Genomic DNA, 18699 nt, shown 5'->3' on the forward strand with positions numbered 1-18699 from the left:
TCATTTTGGTTCACATTTTTACAAGTTTATTGACTGTTCTTTGCAAATTATTTTATAAGTTTCACATTTCTCAAGCAGTTTAGCGTGAGTATCCCTTGCAATTAACCGTCCATGATCAATTACCAAAATTTCGTCAGCCTGCTCTATACTTGAAATACGATGAGCGATAGATAATATCGTTTTATCTTTCATTATTTTTTGTAATCTATCTAGTAATTTTTGTTCACTCTCGCTATCTAAAGCACTCATTGCTTCATCTAGAAGTAAAATCTCCGGGTTATATAGAATTGCCCTACTAATAGCTATTCGTTGTTTCTGTCCTCCAGATAATTTAATGCCCTTCTCACCAATTTCAGTATCTAGTCCTTCTTGAAGATTTTGAACAAAATCCATTATTCCGGTATTATTAGCTGCTTTTATTATTTCTTCTTCACTAGCATCCGGTTTAGCAAAAACGATATTTGACCTAATCGTACCAGAGAAAATACTTGAATCCTGTGGCACATAGGCAATCATACGCCTTATCTGCTGGTCATTAGTCTTTGATATATCTTGCTTGGCAATTCTAATAATCCCTTTTTTAGGAAAATAAAATTTTAACATTAACTGCATCATGGTACTTTTACCAGCACCTGATCTGCCAACTATACCAATAAATTTACCTCTATCTATTTTAAATGACAGATCATCTATAACTAAACTATCTAATCTTGATGGATATATAAAGCTTACATTTTCAAACTCTATAATCCTAGAAGTCTTATTATCTTGATAATCACATATCTGGATATTGGTGTGTTGATTTTTAGAAGAATAATCTATAAGAGCAAAAACCCTTTCTGAAGCTACAAGAGATGAGTGTACCTCACTTAGAAGCTCAAAAATACCCCCGCTGCTCATACCGGCGATTATAGCGTAATAAATAAATGATATCATCTGACCTGATGATAAATTGCCATGTACTATATCTCTGCTACCTACCCATATAACTATAGTGATAGAGAATAGTATAACTGAAATAGCTATCGCGAAAAATATAGAACGGATTTTTAAGCGATCTGCCGTATGCTTTAAATAATCAGAAATTTGCCTATTGAAATCAGCTATTTTATTTGCCTGCTGATTAAAAGCTTGTATCGTGCAAATATTTGATACAGTTTCTTCTAAATTAACTGCAATATTGGCTTGCGACTTAAGAGCATTTTTTGATAAATTTCTTACATATTTGCCAAATTTTATTAGTGGTAACAATAATAATGGTATAATGGTAATGACAATCACAGAGAGTTTAGGACTCTGAAAGAACATCAATATAATTCCACCAATTAGCATTATTGAGTTACGAACAAAGAAAGAGAGAAAATTGATAATCAACTTGGAGATAAGTTCTATATCTATAGTCAGGCGGGAGATGATATCACCAATTTTTAGCTCTTCAAAACAAGCAATATCAAAATTAATTATATTACTGTAAGCTTCTTGCCTAATTGTACTCACGATTTTTTCAGCAATATTATTAATGAAATAAGAACGGAAAAAACTACCTACACTAAAAATTACTATTAAAATAGTAATATATAATATCGATTGATCAATTGACTGCAGATAATGTGTTTTTAGACCATTATCAATTAACTGTCTAAAACTACTACCTATTGCTAGCAACGAAATTGACACACATAATAAGGCCAACATAACAATTGCTAGATCTAATTTATAGAGCTTTAAGTAACTGATAAATCTATAAGGAATTGTCTTATGTATTGCAAACATAATTATTAAATAGCTGGTGCCGGATGTCGGATTTGAACTGACGACCTACCGCTTACAAGGCGGTTGCTCTACCACTGAGCTAATCCGGCAAATAAGAAAAAGCTCTAAAGTCAAGCACCTACTACTCGATAATCAAGTTTTTTTCTGAAGACTACAATTCATGGTAGTTTATGTCATCCGAGCTACGGCGGGGTTCTCAAAAGCCTTTAAGTCTAAGGTGTTTTTGTATTTTTAGATTCCGCTACCTACGCGGGAATGACATATTTTCGACTTCTTTTCATGACTTTTACACTGCCATGAATTATATAACTTAATAAAAACTTGATTATCGAGTTATATGTACACCATAACTGTTGAAAGTTTAAAAATCGTCTATTAGCGAGGAGACCGTAGGTCGACGAAGCAATCTATATGACAAACTTCATGGATTGCCACGCTCACGTACGTTCGCTCGCAATGACGATTTCTCAACTTTCAACAGTTATACCTCACGGGGAGCATGTTTTTATCCACCCTAAGCTTTTTTTGACTCTTTCTTAGGAGGTTTTATTTTACGATTCTTAATTTTAACTTCCATTTTCTTTTTGATTGATGCCGGAAGTAATATACCAGCTTCTTCAATAAACCTAGCAACACGATCTGTAGGCTGAGCACCCGTACTTAACCAATATTCTATACGATCAGATTTTAGAACCACACGATTTGCATCACCTCTGACAAGCATTGGGTCATAAGTACCTACTTTCTCCAAAAAATCACCATCCCTAGGAGCTGTTGCATTAGCTACAACTACTCTATAATGAGGACGCTTCTTTGCCCCACCTCTTGCCAAACGAATTTTTGTTGCCATATACCTCTATTTCACTATTTAATCTTTTCTTCTTTAAAAGGAACATGCTTCCTGACTACAGGATCATACTTCTTAAATGATAACTTCTCAGTTTGAGTTTTAGGGTTGCGTTTCTTTACCAAAAAATACCCTGTACCAGCTGTACTAACAAGTCTTACCAAAACATTCTTATTTTTTTTAGCCACAACTATCAGACCTTTTTGTATTATTTATAAAATAAACTGCTGGTCATAATAAAAGTAAGCTGGCAAATAGTCAAGAGTAAAATAGCTTTTGTGTATCAATAAGTATCCATTGGAGAATCAGAGGTCTGTCCTAAAATATTTGATTCCATTATGTTCTCATGAGCTTGATTATTATGGTAATCATTTAATATACCAAACCAATTTTCATTTGGGTTTGGGGCAAAAGTCTCTTTTATTTCACCGGTACTATTCTCAATTACTTGTACATTGAGAGCCTTTTTGTCAAAAATTATATGATATTTTGAACCAAAACCTATTCCAGCTGAAGAACAGATGTATTTCTCCTCTGTTAATAATAAATTTTTTAATATTTCTTCCATAGTTGTTGCATCTCTGAATAATCCAGCAACAGCTCTAGGATCTGATTTTGTTGGTTCATTGCTTTTAGATAAAGTTATTACACGAGAAGTTGAACTAAAAATATTTTCATATGATGCACTATAAATACTGCCACCATGACAAGAAATAAACACTATATTTGGGGAAAGATTTGTTGGAATAATTTTTCTTACAGGGGTTTGGTCATCTATACTATTTAAATATAGCCCTAGTGTTTCAAGATCATTTTCTGTAGTAACTGATCCGTGTATATCAATAAGAAGTAAACTATCTGAATCTAATGATTTAATTTTTTCTTGATATTCTTCTAAAGAAAAATGATTAGTATCTGTAATATAAGAAACAAAAGGTATCCCTTGCTCTTGATATATTAGTTTTAGGGTATCATTTTTAGATTTTACTTTAAGAAGATATTCTTCTGTATCGATCTCATTTTCCTGATCTTTTTGCTTATCTTCTTCAGTTCTTTTAACCCCGTAGATCTGATTAAATTTCTCTAAAGTCATTTTTTGACCATTCATAGTAATATTCATTTGTGGTTTTGATTCTTTTACCTCTTCTTTAGTGGCAAAATCAACCTCTATATAAAATACTTTACTTATTTTTTCTGTATGTTTTGACATAATTATTATCTAATTTTTTTATAAATTTACACCGTAGTAAACGGATTTTATATTGTACCGAATATATATTTTGATTGCAAGTATTATTGTAAATTATGTCAAATAGCTTTTGGTTCAATTGTTTATCGTCCTTAATTTATCCCAAGACCGAATTCAAGAAGCATAAAGCAATATACCAATCACCACCATTATCATTCCTACTAATCCAACTATTTGAGCAACAATGATTGTAATGTTATGGTGGATTATACCATAAATTAACCAACTCAAAGTAACAATAATTATCACAAGAAAACCATCAAGAGATAAGTCATCTGCACTCTTAGTAGTAAAAATTTTATAGGCCTGAGTATAAAATAAATATTGACCCATTGTACCAGCAAATATCATATATCTATCAAAAAAAATAACTAGTTTATTTTTTGTTTTCTCTGTATATGCAATATATGCACCTATTTAACTATTAGAACCTAAATATCTATATGCTGTTTCTCATAACTCTCATGTCGCTCTTGTGCTTCAATACACAAAGTTGCAACTGGTCTTGCCTCTAGACGTTTTAAGCCAATTGGCTCTCCAGTTTCTTCACAATAACCATATTCATTTTTTTCTATCCTTACCAAAGCTTCTTCGATTTTATCAAGAAGCTTACGATACCTATCTCTTGTTCTAAGTTCAATTGCTGTATCCGTTTCAATTGACGCACGATCATTTAAATCCGGCTCATTCCAATTTTCTTCCTTGAGATGGGTTAAGGTTTCTCGTGATTCCTCTAGTAAAGAACTTTTCCACTCAAGGAGTTTTTGTCTAAAATATTCTAACTGTTGAGGATTCATATATTCTTCATTATTGGAAGGTTTATACCCTTTTAGCAAAATAATTTTAGACATACAGGCTTCTCATATTCAAACATGGGATAATATAACCTATAATTAAAAAGCATGGCAAGAAGATTATAATACTTCCCCTTTAGATTTTGATATTGGGTGAGCATTATTATAAATATTTTCCAAATGTTTTAGACTAATTTTAGTATAACGCTGGGTAGTTGACAAACTTTTATGCCCAAGTAATTCCTGAATAGACCTTAACTCTGCTCCATTCTCAAGTAAGTGCGTGGCAAAACTATGTCTAAAGGAATGAGCTGATAAATGTTCTGATAATCCATAGAAGCGACGTAATTTTATCAGTTCACAATTAAATACTGGAGCTTGTAATTTTTTACCCATTTTACCTCGAAATATCGGGTCTTTTTCATCTATACTATAAGGTAATTTACTCAAATATTGTTCTATTAGATTTCTAGCAACTGGCGTCCATGGTATTATCCGTTCTTTTCTGCCCTTCCCTGTTATTTTTATAAAATCTAAGTTTTGTAAATGAGATGTAGTCATAGATAATGCTTCGGATATTCTAAGACCAGCAGCATAAATAAGCACTAAAAGGGCTTTATTTCTTAACTCCACCCATTCTAAATCAGCAAAATCATCAATATGTTCAATGGATAATTGAGCATCTGACTGCGATAAAGATTTCGGTAATATTTTAGCTTTCCTAGGGTTTTTGACGGAGAAAATTGCATGACAAGTGATATTAGCAGTCTTCTCTAGATATTTATAAAAATTCTTTATAGCAGATAAACTTCTAGAATTAGAAGCTGTTAGGTAATTATCTTGTTGTCTTTTAGAAAGCCAGCTCCGTACTAATCTTATGTCAACTTGCCTTATAGAACTAATGGTTATGATTTCAGAATTATAGTGAGTCATAAAATTCAGAAAATGTTCTAAATCATTCTTATAAGAAATTATGGTATGTTCTGAACAATTTTTTTGTAATTTCAGATATTTTTGCCATTTATCTATTAGCTCTAATACTTCTTGTGCTTTTTTCTGAATCATTGATTATTTACCTATACAAAAATTACTAAATATCTCTCCTAACACTTCTTCAACACTAATCTTACCAGTAACATTACTTAAACTTCTGATAGCCATTCTAACATCTTCTGTGGCTAGCACTAAGTCATTTTCAATATTAAAATTTTCTAAATATTCCAACGCTTTTTCTATACAGGCTCGTTGACGTTGTCTAGTAATATGCGGCGATTCGGTTAAACCCGCTATATTATGAGCAATATTTTCGATTTCCTTTAATAAAATATCCAGTCCTATTTTTTCTTTTATAGAGATTTTTAAATAATTCTTGTTTAATGGCAGCAATCTATCTTTCATGATATCATTCCCGCATAGGCGGGAATCTAGATCCCGCACTGAAGCAGGTTGACAATACCCCAAACTTTTATCCAAAAGATCAATTTTATTGACCAGCATTATGGTATTATCATCTATTAAATCTATAATATCAGCCATCTCCTCAAAATATGAGGGTGAGTTGCTTAACTTTATAGCATCAAGCATAATTATTTTGATATCAGCCATTTTTGCTGACTCAACTGCACGTTTGATACCTTCTAGCTCTATTAGATCATTACTAGACCTTATACCAGCCGTATCTTGTAATATAATTGGGTATCCTCCTATATCTAGATGCCCCTCAATTATATCACGAGTTGTACCTTCAATGTTTGATACAATAGCAACGTCTCTTTGCATCAAAAAATTAAGTAAACTAGATTTACCAACATTAGGAGTTCCTAAAATAGTCAATTTGATTCCAGTTCGTAGTAACTCCCCTCGTCTATTATCGTTAAGGTGTTTTATTATAGCATATTTAAGATCAGCACTAATAGTCATAACCCTATTTAATATTTCTTGTGGAATATCTTCATCAGGGAAATCGATATAAGCTTCAAGTAAGCCAATAATGGTAAGTAAAGTTTGTCTCCATCCATTATAAAGTTCTTCAAGTTCTCCACCAACTTGCTTAAGTGCCTGCCTATGTTGCCAAACAGTTTCAGCTTCAATTAAATCGGCAATACCTTCTGCAGCAGTTAAATCAAATTTGCCATTTAAAAACGCCCTACGGGTGAATTCCCCAGGCTCTGCAATCCTTAAACCATCTATGGTTAACAATGCTTCACTTAACATGACAGCAATTGCTATGCTGCCATGTGTGTATATCTCCACTACATCTTCTCCAGTGAAGCTAGCTGGAGCTTGAAAATATGCTACAACTGCATCATCAATTAATTCTTGATTTTTAGGATTTATGAGCTTTTTACAATACATAATTCTCGGAACAAACTCTATATTATTATTCTTAAGCAGGTGTTTTAAGGCAAATAGGCTTTTAGGCCCAGAGATACGAAAGACTGCAACACCAGCTTTTCCTGGTTTAGAGCTTTGAGCAAAAATAGTTTCCACGATGGCAGTGATCCTCTTGCTTAAGTAATTTATTTAATTATACTATACTCAAATGATTTGAAGTATTGGATTTGAAAATGAATGGTGAGCAAGCGGAGTGTACATATTAGTACATGAGCATGCGAATCCATGATATTTTCAAAAAACAATTCTTCAAAGCAGAAGAGTATATCTCTATTGCAACAATTATAAAGTTTGGTAACAACTATGACAATAGAAAAGACATCTTTAGCTTTGAGTAAGCTTACTTGTCAAGTGCCTAATTATAAATCAGAAATTTTATCACTAAGTACAACAAAAAGTGGGAATCCACTTTATAGCACCCCTCTTTATAGTAAGTTTGTACAAAAATTTCTAGTTTATATCCCTGTAGACTATAGATTTAGAGATAGACAAGAATTATTTGGTGAGTTTATAAATAATGCCTTTCAGTTCTTTCAAGAAAAACAGCCTGATAAAAGAAAGTTGCAGATTGTCAGTACAGTAATTGAAAATGATCCTGCAATTAATATTCTGCTACTGAATGATGACAAATCATTTATAGTTGATTCGATCATTTGTTTATTAACAAGCCTAAGTTTAAAAGCTAAATTTTTACTTCATCCTATTATAGCTTGTGTAAGGAACAATGATGGTCACTTACAAGAAATATTGGATATAAAGAAAGATAGAGTGGAATCTTTAGTCCATATCACTATTCTAGGGGGTTTTGATCAAAAAGATATTAGCTCTTTGGAAATGGCTTTAAATGAAGTTCTAGATCAGATAGATACTACTTATAATGTATGGTCTAAAATCTTAAACAGAGTGACGTTAATTTCAAACGATATCCAAAATAATCAGCAATTATATAATGACAATCATTTAGATTATCATGAATCTACAAATTTCTTAGATTGGTTAAAAGATGATAATTTTACTTTCCTAGGTATGATTAACTTTGATCTCACCTCTAAAGACTTCTCATCAGAAGATGGGGTCAAAAAGATATGGCAAGATAGTGGTGAGGTTATTGATATTATCGAACGCTCAGCAAATTCATTACATGAAAATAAACTAATTATTTTAGGTAAAATTAATATCTTATCAAAGGTACATAGAAGTAACTTAGTAGATTATATTTTAATTAAGAAAATTGATCAGGATAAAAAATATCACTCAGGTAGTATAATTTTTGGCTTATATAGCTCTGCAATGTATTATCAATTAGTTACTGATATTCCTATACTGAGACAAAAACTAAAATTTGTTGTAGATAAAGCCGCTTTCCCGATTGGTGGATATAATACCAAGAAACTTAAAAATATAATTCAATCTCTGCCTAAAGAAGCTTTGATACAGATTGATGAAGGTGATTTATACTGTATGTGCTTACATGTACTCTCAGGGATAACGAGTAAAAAACTTAAATTATTTATTCAACAAGATTGGTCTGGTTCGTTTATTAATATCATAATATTTCTACCAAGAGATCGTTTGACACTAGAAGTACATAGTAGCATAAATTATTATTTATCAAATATACTTAGTGGTCTAATACTTTCAGATTATACTGCAGAAGTAGTAGAAAATTTTTCATATTTATTTGTTACGTTGGAGGTACAGGGTAAAAAGAATATTGATTTTGATGTTGAACTAATAGAGCAAGAATTAGATAAACTCTCCACTCGTTGGAGTGAAGATTTCTACCAAGAGTTATGTAAAAAATTTGGTGAATACCAAGGTGGGGTAAATTTTAAGCTTTTTGACCCAATTTTTCCTATCAACTATAGAGAAAAATTTAATGGACAAACAGCTTTAATAGATATTGAGTATTTAAAAGAGGCTAGTATTTATCACAAACCGATATTTAATTTAATTGTTATAAATAATACAGAGTTCCAGCTAAAAATTTACAGCCCGACGCCTAAATTAGCTCTCTCAGACTTACTACCATCTATAGAAAATTTAGGATTCAAAGCTATAGATGAACAAAGCTTTGCCATAAAAGGAGCAGGAGATATAGTCAATTCAGGAGGATTTGGTGCTAGGAGCGATGGAGCGACGCCTATATGTAATAGGCGAGCGACGAGTGACGACGTCACCAACTTCTCATCAATTGACTATATTGAAGAAAGTTGGATATATGAGTTCACTCTCGAAGCATTGATAACTATTAAAAGTGATATTGATTTACTTAAAGCAAACGTAGAAGAGGCTCTAGATAAGATATATCTTGGACTTTTGGCTAATGATTCTTTGAGCAAATTAATAGTATTATCGGGCTTTAATTGGTGGCAAGTTAAATTGGTTAAAGCATTAACTAGATATTTACATCAAACTGGCTTTATCTATGGCAAGGGCTATGTTCAGTTGACCTTAATAAAGCATTTTTTATATACTAAAATGTTAGTTGATTTGTTTGATACTAAATTTAATCCAACAAATTTCTCAGATATATACTCAAATGATTTGGAGAATGGGGACAACAAACAAGGGGTGAGCGAACTAGGCGTACATGAAGTACGTGAGTACGCGAATACCCCGCAAGTATTTGCAAAAACCAATTCTTCAAAGCAGAAGAGTATACGTTTAAAAACTATAAAAGATAGTATCTTTAACTATCTTAATACAATTACTAGCAGTAGTGAGGACAAGGTTTTAAGACAGATGTTTGATATTATTGAAGCTATTGTAAGAACTAACTGTTATCAGCCTAGCTCTAATGACTTAAAAAATTCAGCTAACAAGCATAATACAGTCAGTAAAAATTATTTTTCTTTTAAATTTGACTCGCAAAAAGTTCCTCACCTGCCTTTGCCAGTACCATTTGCCGAAATATTTGTTTACGATAATGATTTTGAAGCTATTCATTTACGAGGGGGCGTCGTCGCTCGCGGAGGTATTAGATGGTCTGATAGAGGTGAGGATTATAGGGTAGAAGTATTAGGACTAATGAAAGCACAAATGACCAAAAATTCAGTTATTGTACCTGTTGGCTCAAAAGGTGGATTTTTCGTTAATTTCACTGATGATAATATGACTCGTCAAGACTATATGGACAAAGTGGTGCAGTGTTATAAAAATTTTCTTCGTGGATTACTTGATATCACTGACAATATAATTGATGGTAAAGTTATTCAGCCAAAAAATACTATTATCTACGACCAAGAAGATCCATATCTAGTGGTTGCAGCCGATAAAGGTACGGCAACGTTCTCGGATTATGCAAATAGTGTGTCGGCTGAATATAATTTTTGGTTAGGCGACGCTTTTGCTTCCGGTGGATCAGTAGGTTATGATCATAAGAAAATGGCTATTACCTCAAAGGGAGCTTGGATTTCTGTAGCAAGCCATTTCCATGCTATGGGTATTGATGTACAAAAAGACCCTATTACTGTTGTTGGTATTGGCGATATGTCTGGGGATGTTTTTGGTAATGGCATGCTTAGGTCTAATACCATAAAACTTGTTGCGGCATTTAATCATAAACATATATTTATTGACCCACAACCTGATCCAATTATTAGTTTCAATGAACGTATGCGACTATTCAATTTACCGACATCAAATTGGTCTGACTATAATCAACAATTAATTTCAAAAGGTGGCGGAGTTTTTGAGAGAAGCAGTAAGTCTATATCATTATCCCTAGAAGCCAAGTTATTGCTAAAACTAGACATTAACGAATCATCTCCTGAAGATATGATTAGAGCTATCCTACAAGCAGAAGTTGATTTGCTTTGGAATGGCGGTATAGGAACCTATATAAAAGCTTCAACGGAAAATCACCTAGAGATAGGCGATAAGGCAAATGATAATCTTAGAGTCAATGGTAAAGATATCAGAGCTAAAGTAATAGGAGAAGGTGGAAATATTGGTGTATCACAACAAGGTAGAATAGAGTATAGCAAGCTAGGTGGGAGAATAAATACTGATTTCATTGATAATTCAGCTGGCGTTGATTGTTCGGATCATGAGGTAAATATCAAAATTGCTCTTAATCAGGCTATGTCCTCTAAGAAGATTAGTTTAGAAGAACGTAATAAGTTCTTATTTACTATGACAAAACACGTCGAAGAACTGGTTCTAGTTGATAACTATAAGCAAAATCAGGCTCTTGATATAATGCAATTATCTAGTACTTCAACTATCGGAATATTTAGCCAATTTATTGATACTTTAGAAGAAGAAAAATTAATTAATAGAACTGTTGAGTTCTTACCAACTCAGGAAGAACTCAGTAAAAGGACAGTTAATAAGGAAAGTATGACCCGCCCCGAGCTTTGTGTATTACTTTCTTATAGTAAACGCTCAGTCTATCATGATTTAATAACAGCAACATTTTCAAAAGATAAGTATTTTGAATCTTATCTGATTAATTATTTTCCAAAACTAATGCAAGAAAAGTTCCGTGAGGAAATTTTAGCTCATCCGCTTAAACATGAAATTATTCGAACCGTTGTAACAAATAAAATTGTCAATCAATTAGGCGGACCATCACTTAATCTTATAAAACGTGAAACTCAGGCTGCTCTTTGTGATATAGTTCGTTCGTATACTATTATCTGTGAAATTTTTGATTTAGATAATCTATGGACTATAGTAGAATCTCTAGCAAGTAATATAGATCATAAAGTTAAAATTGACATGTTCACTGAGCTTGCTAAAATTATGCGTAGAGGTATCTCTTGGTTTCTAAAGCATAAAAAACATCCTATCAATATTAGCAATACCATTGATGAATTTTATGAACCAGCTAGAATGCTTAGTAAAGTGGTTGGTAATCTTCTTTTAGGAGAAGCAAAAAATAAATTCGATAATAAAGTTAAGCAATATACTTTATCAGGAGTGGCAGATGAAATAGCTCATAGGATTGCAACTCTTGATAGCCTAGTGTCTGTCTTTGATATAATATATATTGCAAAAAAGACAAAAGCTAAAAATAATGATGTTGCTAATTTATATTTCACTACTGGTAATAAATTTAGTATTGATTGGCTTCGTAAATCTTGTGATAAACAACTAAATGATTCCTACTGGAATAGATTATCAATTCAATCATTAAAAGATGACTTATATGATAAACAAAGACAATTATTGACTAAAATAATTAACAACTCTAAATTAAATATTGATTTAGAGTTATGGATTGATAATAATATAGATGCCGCATGTATTTTTTTAGATTTTGTAAAAGGAATTAGATTGCAAGAAACTATTGACTTAAATATTTTAATTTTAGCAAACAAGAAATTTGAAACTTTTTTGCGTAAGCTTGAGTAATGCGTTATGTCGTCATCTCTAAAACAAGCAAGAATAGAATCTGGTAAAACTCTTGAAGAAATATCTAGCTATTTGAAGATTAGGAAGCAATATTTGGTAGCTCTTGAAGAGGAGGATTTTAGTTCGATGCCAGCGGAAGTTTATGTAAAAGGTTATCTTAAATTATACTCAAACTATTTAGGGATAGATGTAAATCTCAGTGAAAAAGACAAGCAGGAATCTTCAAAAGATATTGACCTCAGAAATAGGTCAGATCCAATGATATTGGACTATAAATGGAAAAAACAACTAATTATTATTTCTGTTTTAATATTAATAATAATTCCAATAATTTATCACTTAATATTATCATCTGAATGAAAATAACTAATGATTTATTACTTAAGTTAATGCAAGAAGTGGACCAAGGTCTTGAAGGTCTCTTGTCAAAGATCGCTAGGCAACATGAAGAAATCAATAAACTGCAGGATGAAAATAAACAGCTCAGGGATAATTATGCAAAAATACTTGAGCAAATAGCCGTATATATTGCTGAACTTGAAGCAATAAAACATAAAAATACATAAAATAAAGATGTCTATAGTAACAATACTACTTGGTAACAAAACTTTCCAACTCGCATGTAGTGAAGGATCAAGAGAAGAATTATGCAATCTTGCAGCCAGATTGAATGAAAATATTGCTCAGATAAAAAAAGTTAACCCATCAGCATCATTTGAACTATTATTAGTTATGTCTGCATTGAGTTTACAGGAACAAGTACAAAACTTGACTAACAAAATTGCTAAAATTGATGGTGCTAATATACCTCCCGAAGAAGAAAAATTTGCAGAAACGTTAAGTACTATAGCAGGATATTTAGAAGACCTTGCGAGAAAGATTGGAAAGTAATATTATATAATCCCGTGTATGAAACATCAATGTTTGAAATATAATGGGCTGCCTGGTTCGTGAGCTTAACGTATTGCCCCGGGACTATAATTTTTATTATTAGGAAACCGTCCCTGTCTGAATCTATTATACAGATATATGGATTCCACCTTACATACAGGTTCTTTGAGGATTTTAGGCAACGACCAAAGTGGTTCATTTTTTTAGGCAACTTTTGTGCTATATTACATAAACAAAATTTTTACTAATCATAGAGTGCAGTCTGCTTTATTAATGTTGGTGGGTTGTTCTACTGCTCTATTACTAGTGACTTATAATCCAAATGATCCTTCCTTTAATTCTGTCACAGACAAATATCCTAGCAATTTATTAGGTCATTTCGGTGCTTATTTGGCAGATATTTTTTACCAATTTTTTGGTATAGCGTCCTTTATTTTACCAATTTGTTGTATTTTTTGGTCTCTGAGTGTATGGCGTTTAAAGAAAAAATGGGCTACCGTCAGGATAATTGTGATGCTGCTGTCAATTATATCATTATCGATAGTCTGCACTAATATAAAAATTAATTATTTACCGGCAGGTGCAGGTGGAACAACAGGTACTATTATTTATCCAATAATCAAGCAATTGGATGCTAGAGCCGATTATGCTTTAATTATTACTACATTTATTTTATTATTTTTATTGACTGAAATAAAATTTTCAGTTTTTGGGATCGCTATAATTAAATTATTCAAACTAATACCTTATAAAAAATTTATACTTTTACCTACAATATCGACAAATACCAAGTCAACGAAACAAGTTTTGATAAAAAAGATACCTTTTATTAATCAAGAAGAAGCAACGTATGCTCATAAAATAGATGCATTACAAGAAAAAAATAATGACATACACTCCCATTTTTCAAAACAACAATCTCCATTCAAAAAAGAAAATGGCGAATTACCATACTTGCCCCCTATCGAATTATTAAAACAAGCTGACAACCAAAATATCAAAGTAGAAACTTCATCAGAACTACAACATAATGCCCAAGCATTATTAACTGTTCTAGGTGATTTTGGGGTTAAAGGTCAGGTAATTAATATTAGCCAAGGTCCAGTGGTAACGTTATATGAATTTGAGCCAGCTGCAGGTACTAAATCTTCTAGGATTATCGGTTTATCAGATGACATTGCTAGATCTTTATCGGCAATATCAACTAGGATAGCCGTAATACCAGGTAGAAACGTTTTAGGTATTGAATTACCAAATAAACAACGAGCATTCTTTTGTCTAAGAGAATTAATCGAAACACCGGAATATCAAGATAGCAGTATTATGCTACCATTGATTTTAGGAAAGGATCTAGCTGGTAAACCTTTTGTTGCAGATTTAGCAAAAATGCCCCATCTGTTAGTTGCTGGTACGACAGGTTCCGGTAAATCAGTGGCAATTAACGCTATGATAATTTCCCTACTTTACCGCTATACCCCGGAAGAATGCCGTTTAATAATGATCGATCCCAAAATGCTTGAATTATCTACCTATGATGGCATACCACATCTTCTAACTCCAGTGGTTACTGAGCCAAGCAAAGCAGTGGTAGCCCTCAAATGGGCGGTAAAAGAGATGGAAAATCGTTATAGGGCAATGTCAAATATTGGGGTAAGAAATATAGCAGGTTATAATGCTAAAATTTCAGAAGCTACATCGGCAGGTAAAATATTAGAGCGTACTATTCAAACAGGATTTGATCCGGAAACTGGTAAGCCTATCTATGAAACAATTGAAATGAATATGGAGAAATTACCATTCATTGTAGTAATTGTTGATGAAATGGCTGATTTAATGTTGGTAGCTGGCAAAGATATTGAATTGTCAATACAGCGTCTAGCTCAAATGGCAAGAGCAGCAGGTATTCATATCATCATGGCAACTCAAAGACCTTCTGTTGATGTTATTACTGGGGTAATCAAAGCGAATTTCCCAAGTCGTATCAGTTTTAAAGTAACCTCTAAGATTGATAGTAGAACTATTCTTGGTGAACAAGGGTCTGAGCAGTTACTAGGTATGGGAGATATGCTTTATATGGGTAATTCTTCAAAGATTACTAGGGTTCATGGTCCATTTGTTGATGATAAAGAAGTAGAGAAGGTTACCCAATATTTAAGATCCACGGGAATACCTGAATATATTTCAGCAGTGACCCAACAACTAGATGATGAAGTAAATGGCGAAAGTCTAGGAGATGATTCAAGCAGTGATGAAACTTTATATAAAAGAGCAGTACAAATCGTACAATTAGAACGAAAAGTATCAATTAGCTATATACAAAGATGTTTACGAATTGGCTATAATAGAGCGGCTACTCTTGTTGAAAAAATGGAACAAAATGGGGTAATATCTCCTCCTAACCATACTGGTAAGAGAGAAATATTATTGCCAGAAAATTAAGTTCACTGCCATATATTATTTCCCCATAACATATCTAGAAACTCTCTTATAGGCCAAATAGTAATTTCTTTATTTTCTAATATGATTACACGTTTTGTTTTTTCTAAGCTAATAACATGTAATTTAAAATTATGTTCTTTTGCAAATTCTAAAAGTCCTTTTAAATGATTTTTTTGTATAGAAGAGGAAATTTTAACTTCAAATGCATTATCCTGTACGATAAAATCAACCTCGTAACCTTCCTTCGTACGCCAATAACATAACTGATCTCTTTTATCATTTAGATATTTATATGCTATAAATTCTAGAAACACATAATGTTCAAAAGCTTTACCAGCTTCAAATCCTATCATTTCTTGATACTCATATTTTCTTAAATAATTAACAAGAGCAGTATCAAAAAGATAGAATTTCGGTGTTTCTGTAATAATTTGTCGTTTAGTACGTGATCTATAAGGATATAAATGATACCCAAGATACATATCCTCTAATATTTCAAAATATGTTCTAACAGTTTTTGCATCTACTGCACAATCCCGAGCAATATTACTATAATTGATCATTTCACCATTAGAAATTCCTATAATTTCTAAAAATCTAGCAAAAGCCTCTCTTTTCCTCAGACTTGCCTCAAACTGGACTTCCGGTAAAATATAATCATATAAATACGAAGCTAAATATTTATGAATATTCTGCGAAGCTATATAATGGTCTGGAATAAGCCCATGATTACATATTTTATGCCAATTCAGTTCTTTTAGTTCAGGATAACATAGTGGTAAAAACATATATCTCCAAGCTCTACCTCCAAGTAAATTAGCTCCAGTTGATTTTAATCGCCTTGCACTTGATCCACAAAGAATAAATTGTAGAGAATTATTTGCCAAAAACTTATTTGATTCTATTAAATGATGCACTTCATCAAGAAGCAAAGGTACTTTTTGTACTTCATCGATAATGATAGTAGATACTTTATTTTGTGCGTTTATTTCTTCTCTTAAACGTTCCGGATATTGGAAATAAATTTGATATATATCTGCTTGCAGTAAGTCTATATAAAGAGCGTTTGGAAAGCATTTTTTTAAATATGTTGATTTGCCAGTTTTACGAGCCCCCCATAAAAAACAAGATTGCTTCTCAGGTAATTTTAAATTTAAAAATCTCTTGATAATCATGAATATATTCCTAATAAATCTGATATTTAGAAGATTATATTCCTAATATATCTTTTTGTCTCTTATTTTTATATATATTGAGTTAGGGTATACCCCACAACTGTTGAAAGTTAGTAAATACAGCTTCCCTATACGTCATATATGGACGAAGTCCATTGATGGGTTTGGACGGAGTCCATGCCATCATTGCGAGGAGGATGTAAGGCCGACGAAGCAATCCAGTAACATCATTTATCTATAGATTGTTTCCTAGATTGCTTCGCTTACGCTCGCAATGACGCTGTGGTATAGCTATTTGTAAACTTTCAACAGTTGTGGGGTATATACTTGAATGAATCTTGAACATACAAGGATTATTATAAGAATTATTATAAGAATTATTTTTTCTCCTTGGTCTGTGACGTAGTATTAGTAAGCTCTCTAAATTCATTAAGTAGCATTTCTATGCATATATGCATCTCTTCTAAACGAAACGTCATATGTAATATACCTTGCTCTTTCTTAGTAGTTAGAGTAATTAACTCTATTATTTCTTTATGCAATAGTGCTATTTCATCTTTTGCCTTGATGTAGGTATTGGGGAAGTCTTTACTGATGCTAATAATATTGTTATAGCTTAGCTGGATATTACTAAACCACCTGACAGATAACAGAATTAACAATATCTGCCCTATGATTATGCTGAATAATAGAATGACTAATAGTGGGTAATACATATTCTACTTCCATTGTATTGTTCTAAGATTGATATCATTTACATTATAGAATTATGGTATTACTAGGATTGTAAAAATAAATGAGGTTGAAATAAGTTGATTTGGGGTTGATTTGGCTAAGAAATTTGTATATGATCACAGTAATACCTCAATAAAAAGGTTATTATTTAAATAGCAGTTGATGCTATTTGATTAATGCTACTAGTAAGTACTTAGAAATTTTGCGAACTTGAAAGTACTTACCAGTTAACTATAATATTCAATATAATACTTGAGCTTTATTTAAGAGTAGAGCTTAAGTATTATATTGGTTTTTTAGTTTGAGATTTAGAAAAGTATATTCTTTGCTTTAAAAAATTAATCAATAATCATTGATCTCTTTTTTAATAATCTCATTCTATTTTGCTAGTTTATTATAGTTATTTTGAGGTGTCAAGAAAAAATATTTCTATGGTGGGAGTATTTAAATTTTAATTGTTCTGAGTATATGGCTCTTGTTCACCAAATACAAGAATTCCTCAAAAAAAAGTTTGATGAATTAAAATTAACAAGAAAAGATTTTGCTGAACAAAGTGGCATTCCTTATTCTACTGTAACTAATATTATGCAATGTCTGAAAGCTAACCCAACTATTAGTAATATATTGAAAATTGCTGACTACTTTAAGTGTTCTATGGATGAAGTTGTAGGAAGAAATGAATATATTTCTTTACCTAATATAGAAAGTCTAGAATTTTATAAAATTACATCAAGTGACATCACTTCTAATATAAAGAAGTTTTTGATTGATAAGGTAAAGAAACAAAATTTAAACTTATATAAATTAAGCATGACTATAGGTTTTAGTAATAACTCTTTACATAGTTTTGTTAATAGTAATAGGGAACAAAAAACTTTAAATAGTCAAATTGTAGTAGCCCTAGCAGATTATTTTGAAATATCACTAGATGAAATGGTTGGTAGAATTGCCCCTACTAAAGATACTGACAATGGTAAATCTTCTGATTGAATTTTTAGTTGCTGCTGACAGGCATACTCAAATGATTTGAAAATGAATGGT

At 31.9% G+C, this 18699-nt stretch carries 15 protein-coding genes, 1 tRNA gene, 1 other RNA gene and 3 pseudogenes; 8 read left to right on the plus strand and 12 right to left on the minus strand.

Translation table 11 applies throughout. The features are described 5' to 3' along the window. Positions 1 to 18: 18 nt before the first annotated feature. From ACQH1W_RS05295 to mnmE, 9 genes are all read right to left on the minus strand, one after another. On the minus strand, positions 19 to 1773 hold the full coding sequence (locus tag ACQH1W_RS05295) for an ABC transporter ATP-binding protein (RefSeq protein ID WP_375332808.1): 1755 nt from the start codon (positions 1771 to 1773) through the stop codon (positions 19 to 21). Positions 1774 to 1787: 14 nt separating this feature from the next. Then, positions 1788 to 1862 (minus strand) — tRNA-Thr (locus ACQH1W_RS05300). Positions 1863 to 2287: 425 nt separating this feature from the next. Continuing rightward, on the minus strand, positions 2288 to 2623 hold the full coding sequence (gene rpsP, locus ACQH1W_RS05305; RefSeq protein ID WP_341747616.1) for a 30S ribosomal protein S16: 336 nt from the start codon (positions 2621 to 2623) through the stop codon (positions 2288 to 2290). Positions 2624 to 2637: 14 nt separating this feature from the next. Continuing rightward, positions 2638 to 2808, minus strand: a complete 171-nt coding sequence (rpmG, locus tag ACQH1W_RS05310; protein WP_341747615.1) for a 50S ribosomal protein L33 — start codon at positions 2806 to 2808, stop codon at positions 2638 to 2640. Positions 2809 to 2903: 95 nt separating this feature from the next. Beyond that, positions 2904 to 3830, minus strand: a complete 927-nt coding sequence (locus ACQH1W_RS05315; RefSeq protein WP_375332807.1) for a hypothetical protein — start codon at positions 3828 to 3830, stop codon at positions 2904 to 2906. A 153-nt stretch (positions 3831 to 3983) separates the two neighbouring features. Further along, positions 3984 to 4220, minus strand: a complete 237-nt coding sequence (locus ACQH1W_RS05320) for a SemiSWEET family transporter (protein WP_375332806.1) — start codon at positions 4218 to 4220, stop codon at positions 3984 to 3986. 80 nt (positions 4221 to 4300) lie between these two features. Further along, the gene (gene dksA / locus ACQH1W_RS05325; RefSeq protein WP_375332805.1) at positions 4301 to 4720 is read right to left on the minus strand and encodes an RNA polymerase-binding protein DksA; all 420 of its coding nucleotides are present in this window, start codon (positions 4718 to 4720) and stop codon (positions 4301 to 4303) included. Between the two features lie 63 nt (positions 4721 to 4783). Next, on the minus strand, positions 4784 to 5728 hold the full coding sequence (locus ACQH1W_RS05330; RefSeq protein WP_425360979.1) for a tyrosine-type recombinase/integrase: 945 nt from the start codon (positions 5726 to 5728) through the stop codon (positions 4784 to 4786). 3 nt (positions 5729 to 5731) lie between these two features. Next, positions 5732 to 7153, minus strand: coding sequence for a tRNA uridine-5-carboxymethylaminomethyl(34) synthesis GTPase MnmE (mnmE, locus tag ACQH1W_RS05335; protein ID WP_375332803.1), 1422 nt, complete (start codon positions 7151 to 7153; stop codon positions 5732 to 5734). A 207-nt stretch (positions 7154 to 7360) separates the two neighbouring features. Between mnmE and ACQH1W_RS05340 the strand changes: the two are divergent. The 7 genes and pseudogenes from ACQH1W_RS05340 to ACQH1W_RS05370 form a co-directional block, all read left to right on the plus strand. Then, positions 7361 to 7831: pseudogene (locus tag ACQH1W_RS05340) on the plus strand (hypothetical protein); the annotation flags it as partial. A gap of 540 nt (positions 7832 to 8371) precedes the next feature. Further along, positions 8372 to 12418: pseudogene (locus tag ACQH1W_RS05345) on the plus strand (NAD-glutamate dehydrogenase domain-containing protein); the annotation flags it as partial. A gap of 6 nt (positions 12419 to 12424) precedes the next feature. Then, entirely contained in the window at positions 12425 to 12778 is a 354-nt protein-coding gene (locus ACQH1W_RS05350) for a helix-turn-helix domain-containing protein (RefSeq protein WP_342278283.1), read from the plus strand. After that, positions 12775 to 12984, plus strand: a complete 210-nt coding sequence (locus tag ACQH1W_RS05355; protein WP_341762569.1) for a hypothetical protein — start codon at positions 12775 to 12777, stop codon at positions 12982 to 12984. Before ACQH1W_RS05350 ends, ACQH1W_RS05355 begins: the two co-directional genes overlap by 4 nt. Before the next feature lie 7 nt (positions 12985 to 12991). After that, entirely contained in the window at positions 12992 to 13309 is a 318-nt protein-coding gene (locus ACQH1W_RS05360) for a cell division protein ZapA (protein ID WP_375332801.1), read from the plus strand. Positions 13310 to 13351: 42 nt separating this feature from the next. Continuing rightward, positions 13352 to 13510: non-coding RNA, 6S RNA (gene ssrS, locus ACQH1W_RS05365), on the plus strand. A gap of 15 nt (positions 13511 to 13525) precedes the next feature. Beyond that, complete coding sequence (locus ACQH1W_RS05370; RefSeq protein ID WP_375332800.1) at positions 13526 to 15748, plus strand: DNA translocase FtsK; 2223 nt, start codon at positions 13526 to 13528, stop codon at positions 15746 to 15748. 2 nt (positions 15749 to 15750) lie between these two features. Here the strand turns inward: ACQH1W_RS05370 and ACQH1W_RS05375 are convergent, their stop codons facing one another. The 3 genes and pseudogenes from ACQH1W_RS05375 to ACQH1W_RS05385 form a co-directional block, all read right to left on the minus strand. Further along, positions 15751 to 16326: an ATP-binding protein gene (locus ACQH1W_RS05375; protein ID WP_425361207.1), complete on the minus strand. Its 576-nt coding sequence runs from the start codon at positions 16324 to 16326 to the stop codon at positions 15751 to 15753. A gap of 240 nt (positions 16327 to 16566) precedes the next feature. Further along, a pseudogene (locus ACQH1W_RS05380) lies at positions 16567 to 16923 on the minus strand (AAA family ATPase); the annotation flags it as partial. A 377-nt stretch (positions 16924 to 17300) separates the two neighbouring features. Then, entirely contained in the window at positions 17301 to 17639 is a 339-nt protein-coding gene (locus ACQH1W_RS05385) for a hypothetical protein (RefSeq protein WP_341761510.1), read from the minus strand. A 487-nt stretch (positions 17640 to 18126) separates the two neighbouring features. On the opposite strand from ACQH1W_RS05385, the gene ACQH1W_RS05390 reads away from it, so the two are divergent. Further along, a complete protein-coding gene (locus tag ACQH1W_RS05390) occupies positions 18127 to 18648 on the plus strand; it encodes a helix-turn-helix domain-containing protein (protein WP_375332799.1) in 522 nt (173 codons plus the stop codon). The last annotated feature ends 51 nt before the right edge of the window (positions 18649 to 18699 follow it).

The sequence above is a fragment of the Candidatus Tisiphia endosymbiont of Stenodema calcarata genome, assembly GCF_964030695.1.
In the GTDB taxonomy this organism is placed as follows: domain Bacteria; phylum Pseudomonadota; class Alphaproteobacteria; order Rickettsiales; family Rickettsiaceae; genus Tisiphia.

Bases quoted from the DNA above. Each gene is read 5' to 3' on its own strand.
- ACQH1W_RS05355 (WP_341762569.1), top strand. From the start codon at position 12,775: ATGAAAATAACTAATGATTTATTACTTAAGTTAATGCAAGAAGTGGAC.
- rpsP (WP_341747616.1), bottom strand. From the start codon at position 2,623: ATGGCAACAAAAATTCGTTTGGCAAGAGGTGGGGCAAAGAAGCGTCCT.
- ACQH1W_RS05390 (WP_375332799.1), top strand. From the start codon at position 18,127: ATGGCTCTTGTTCACCAAATACAAGAATTCCTCAAAAAAAAGTTTGAT.
- ACQH1W_RS05360 (WP_375332801.1), top strand. From the start codon at position 12,992: ATGTCTATAGTAACAATACTACTTGGTAACAAAACTTTCCAACTCGCA.
- ACQH1W_RS05295 (WP_375332808.1), bottom strand. From the start codon at position 1,773: ATGTTTGCAATACATAAGACAATTCCTTATAGATTTATCAGTTACTTA.
- ACQH1W_RS05350 (WP_342278283.1), top strand. From the start codon at position 12,425: ATGTCGTCATCTCTAAAACAAGCAAGAATAGAATCTGGTAAAACTCTT.
- ACQH1W_RS05385 (WP_341761510.1), bottom strand. From the start codon at position 17,639: ATGTATTACCCACTATTAGTCATTCTATTATTCAGCATAATCATAGGG.
- ACQH1W_RS05315 (WP_375332807.1), bottom strand. From the start codon at position 3,830: ATGTCAAAACATACAGAAAAAATAAGTAAAGTATTTTATATAGAGGTT.
- ACQH1W_RS05320 (WP_375332806.1), bottom strand. From the start codon at position 4,220: ATGATATTTGCTGGTACAATGGGTCAATATTTATTTTATACTCAGGCC.
- ACQH1W_RS05330 (WP_425360979.1), bottom strand. From the start codon at position 5,728: ATGATTCAGAAAAAAGCACAAGAAGTATTAGAGCTAATAGATAAATGG.
- dksA (WP_375332805.1), bottom strand. From the start codon at position 4,720: ATGTCTAAAATTATTTTGCTAAAAGGGTATAAACCTTCCAATAATGAA.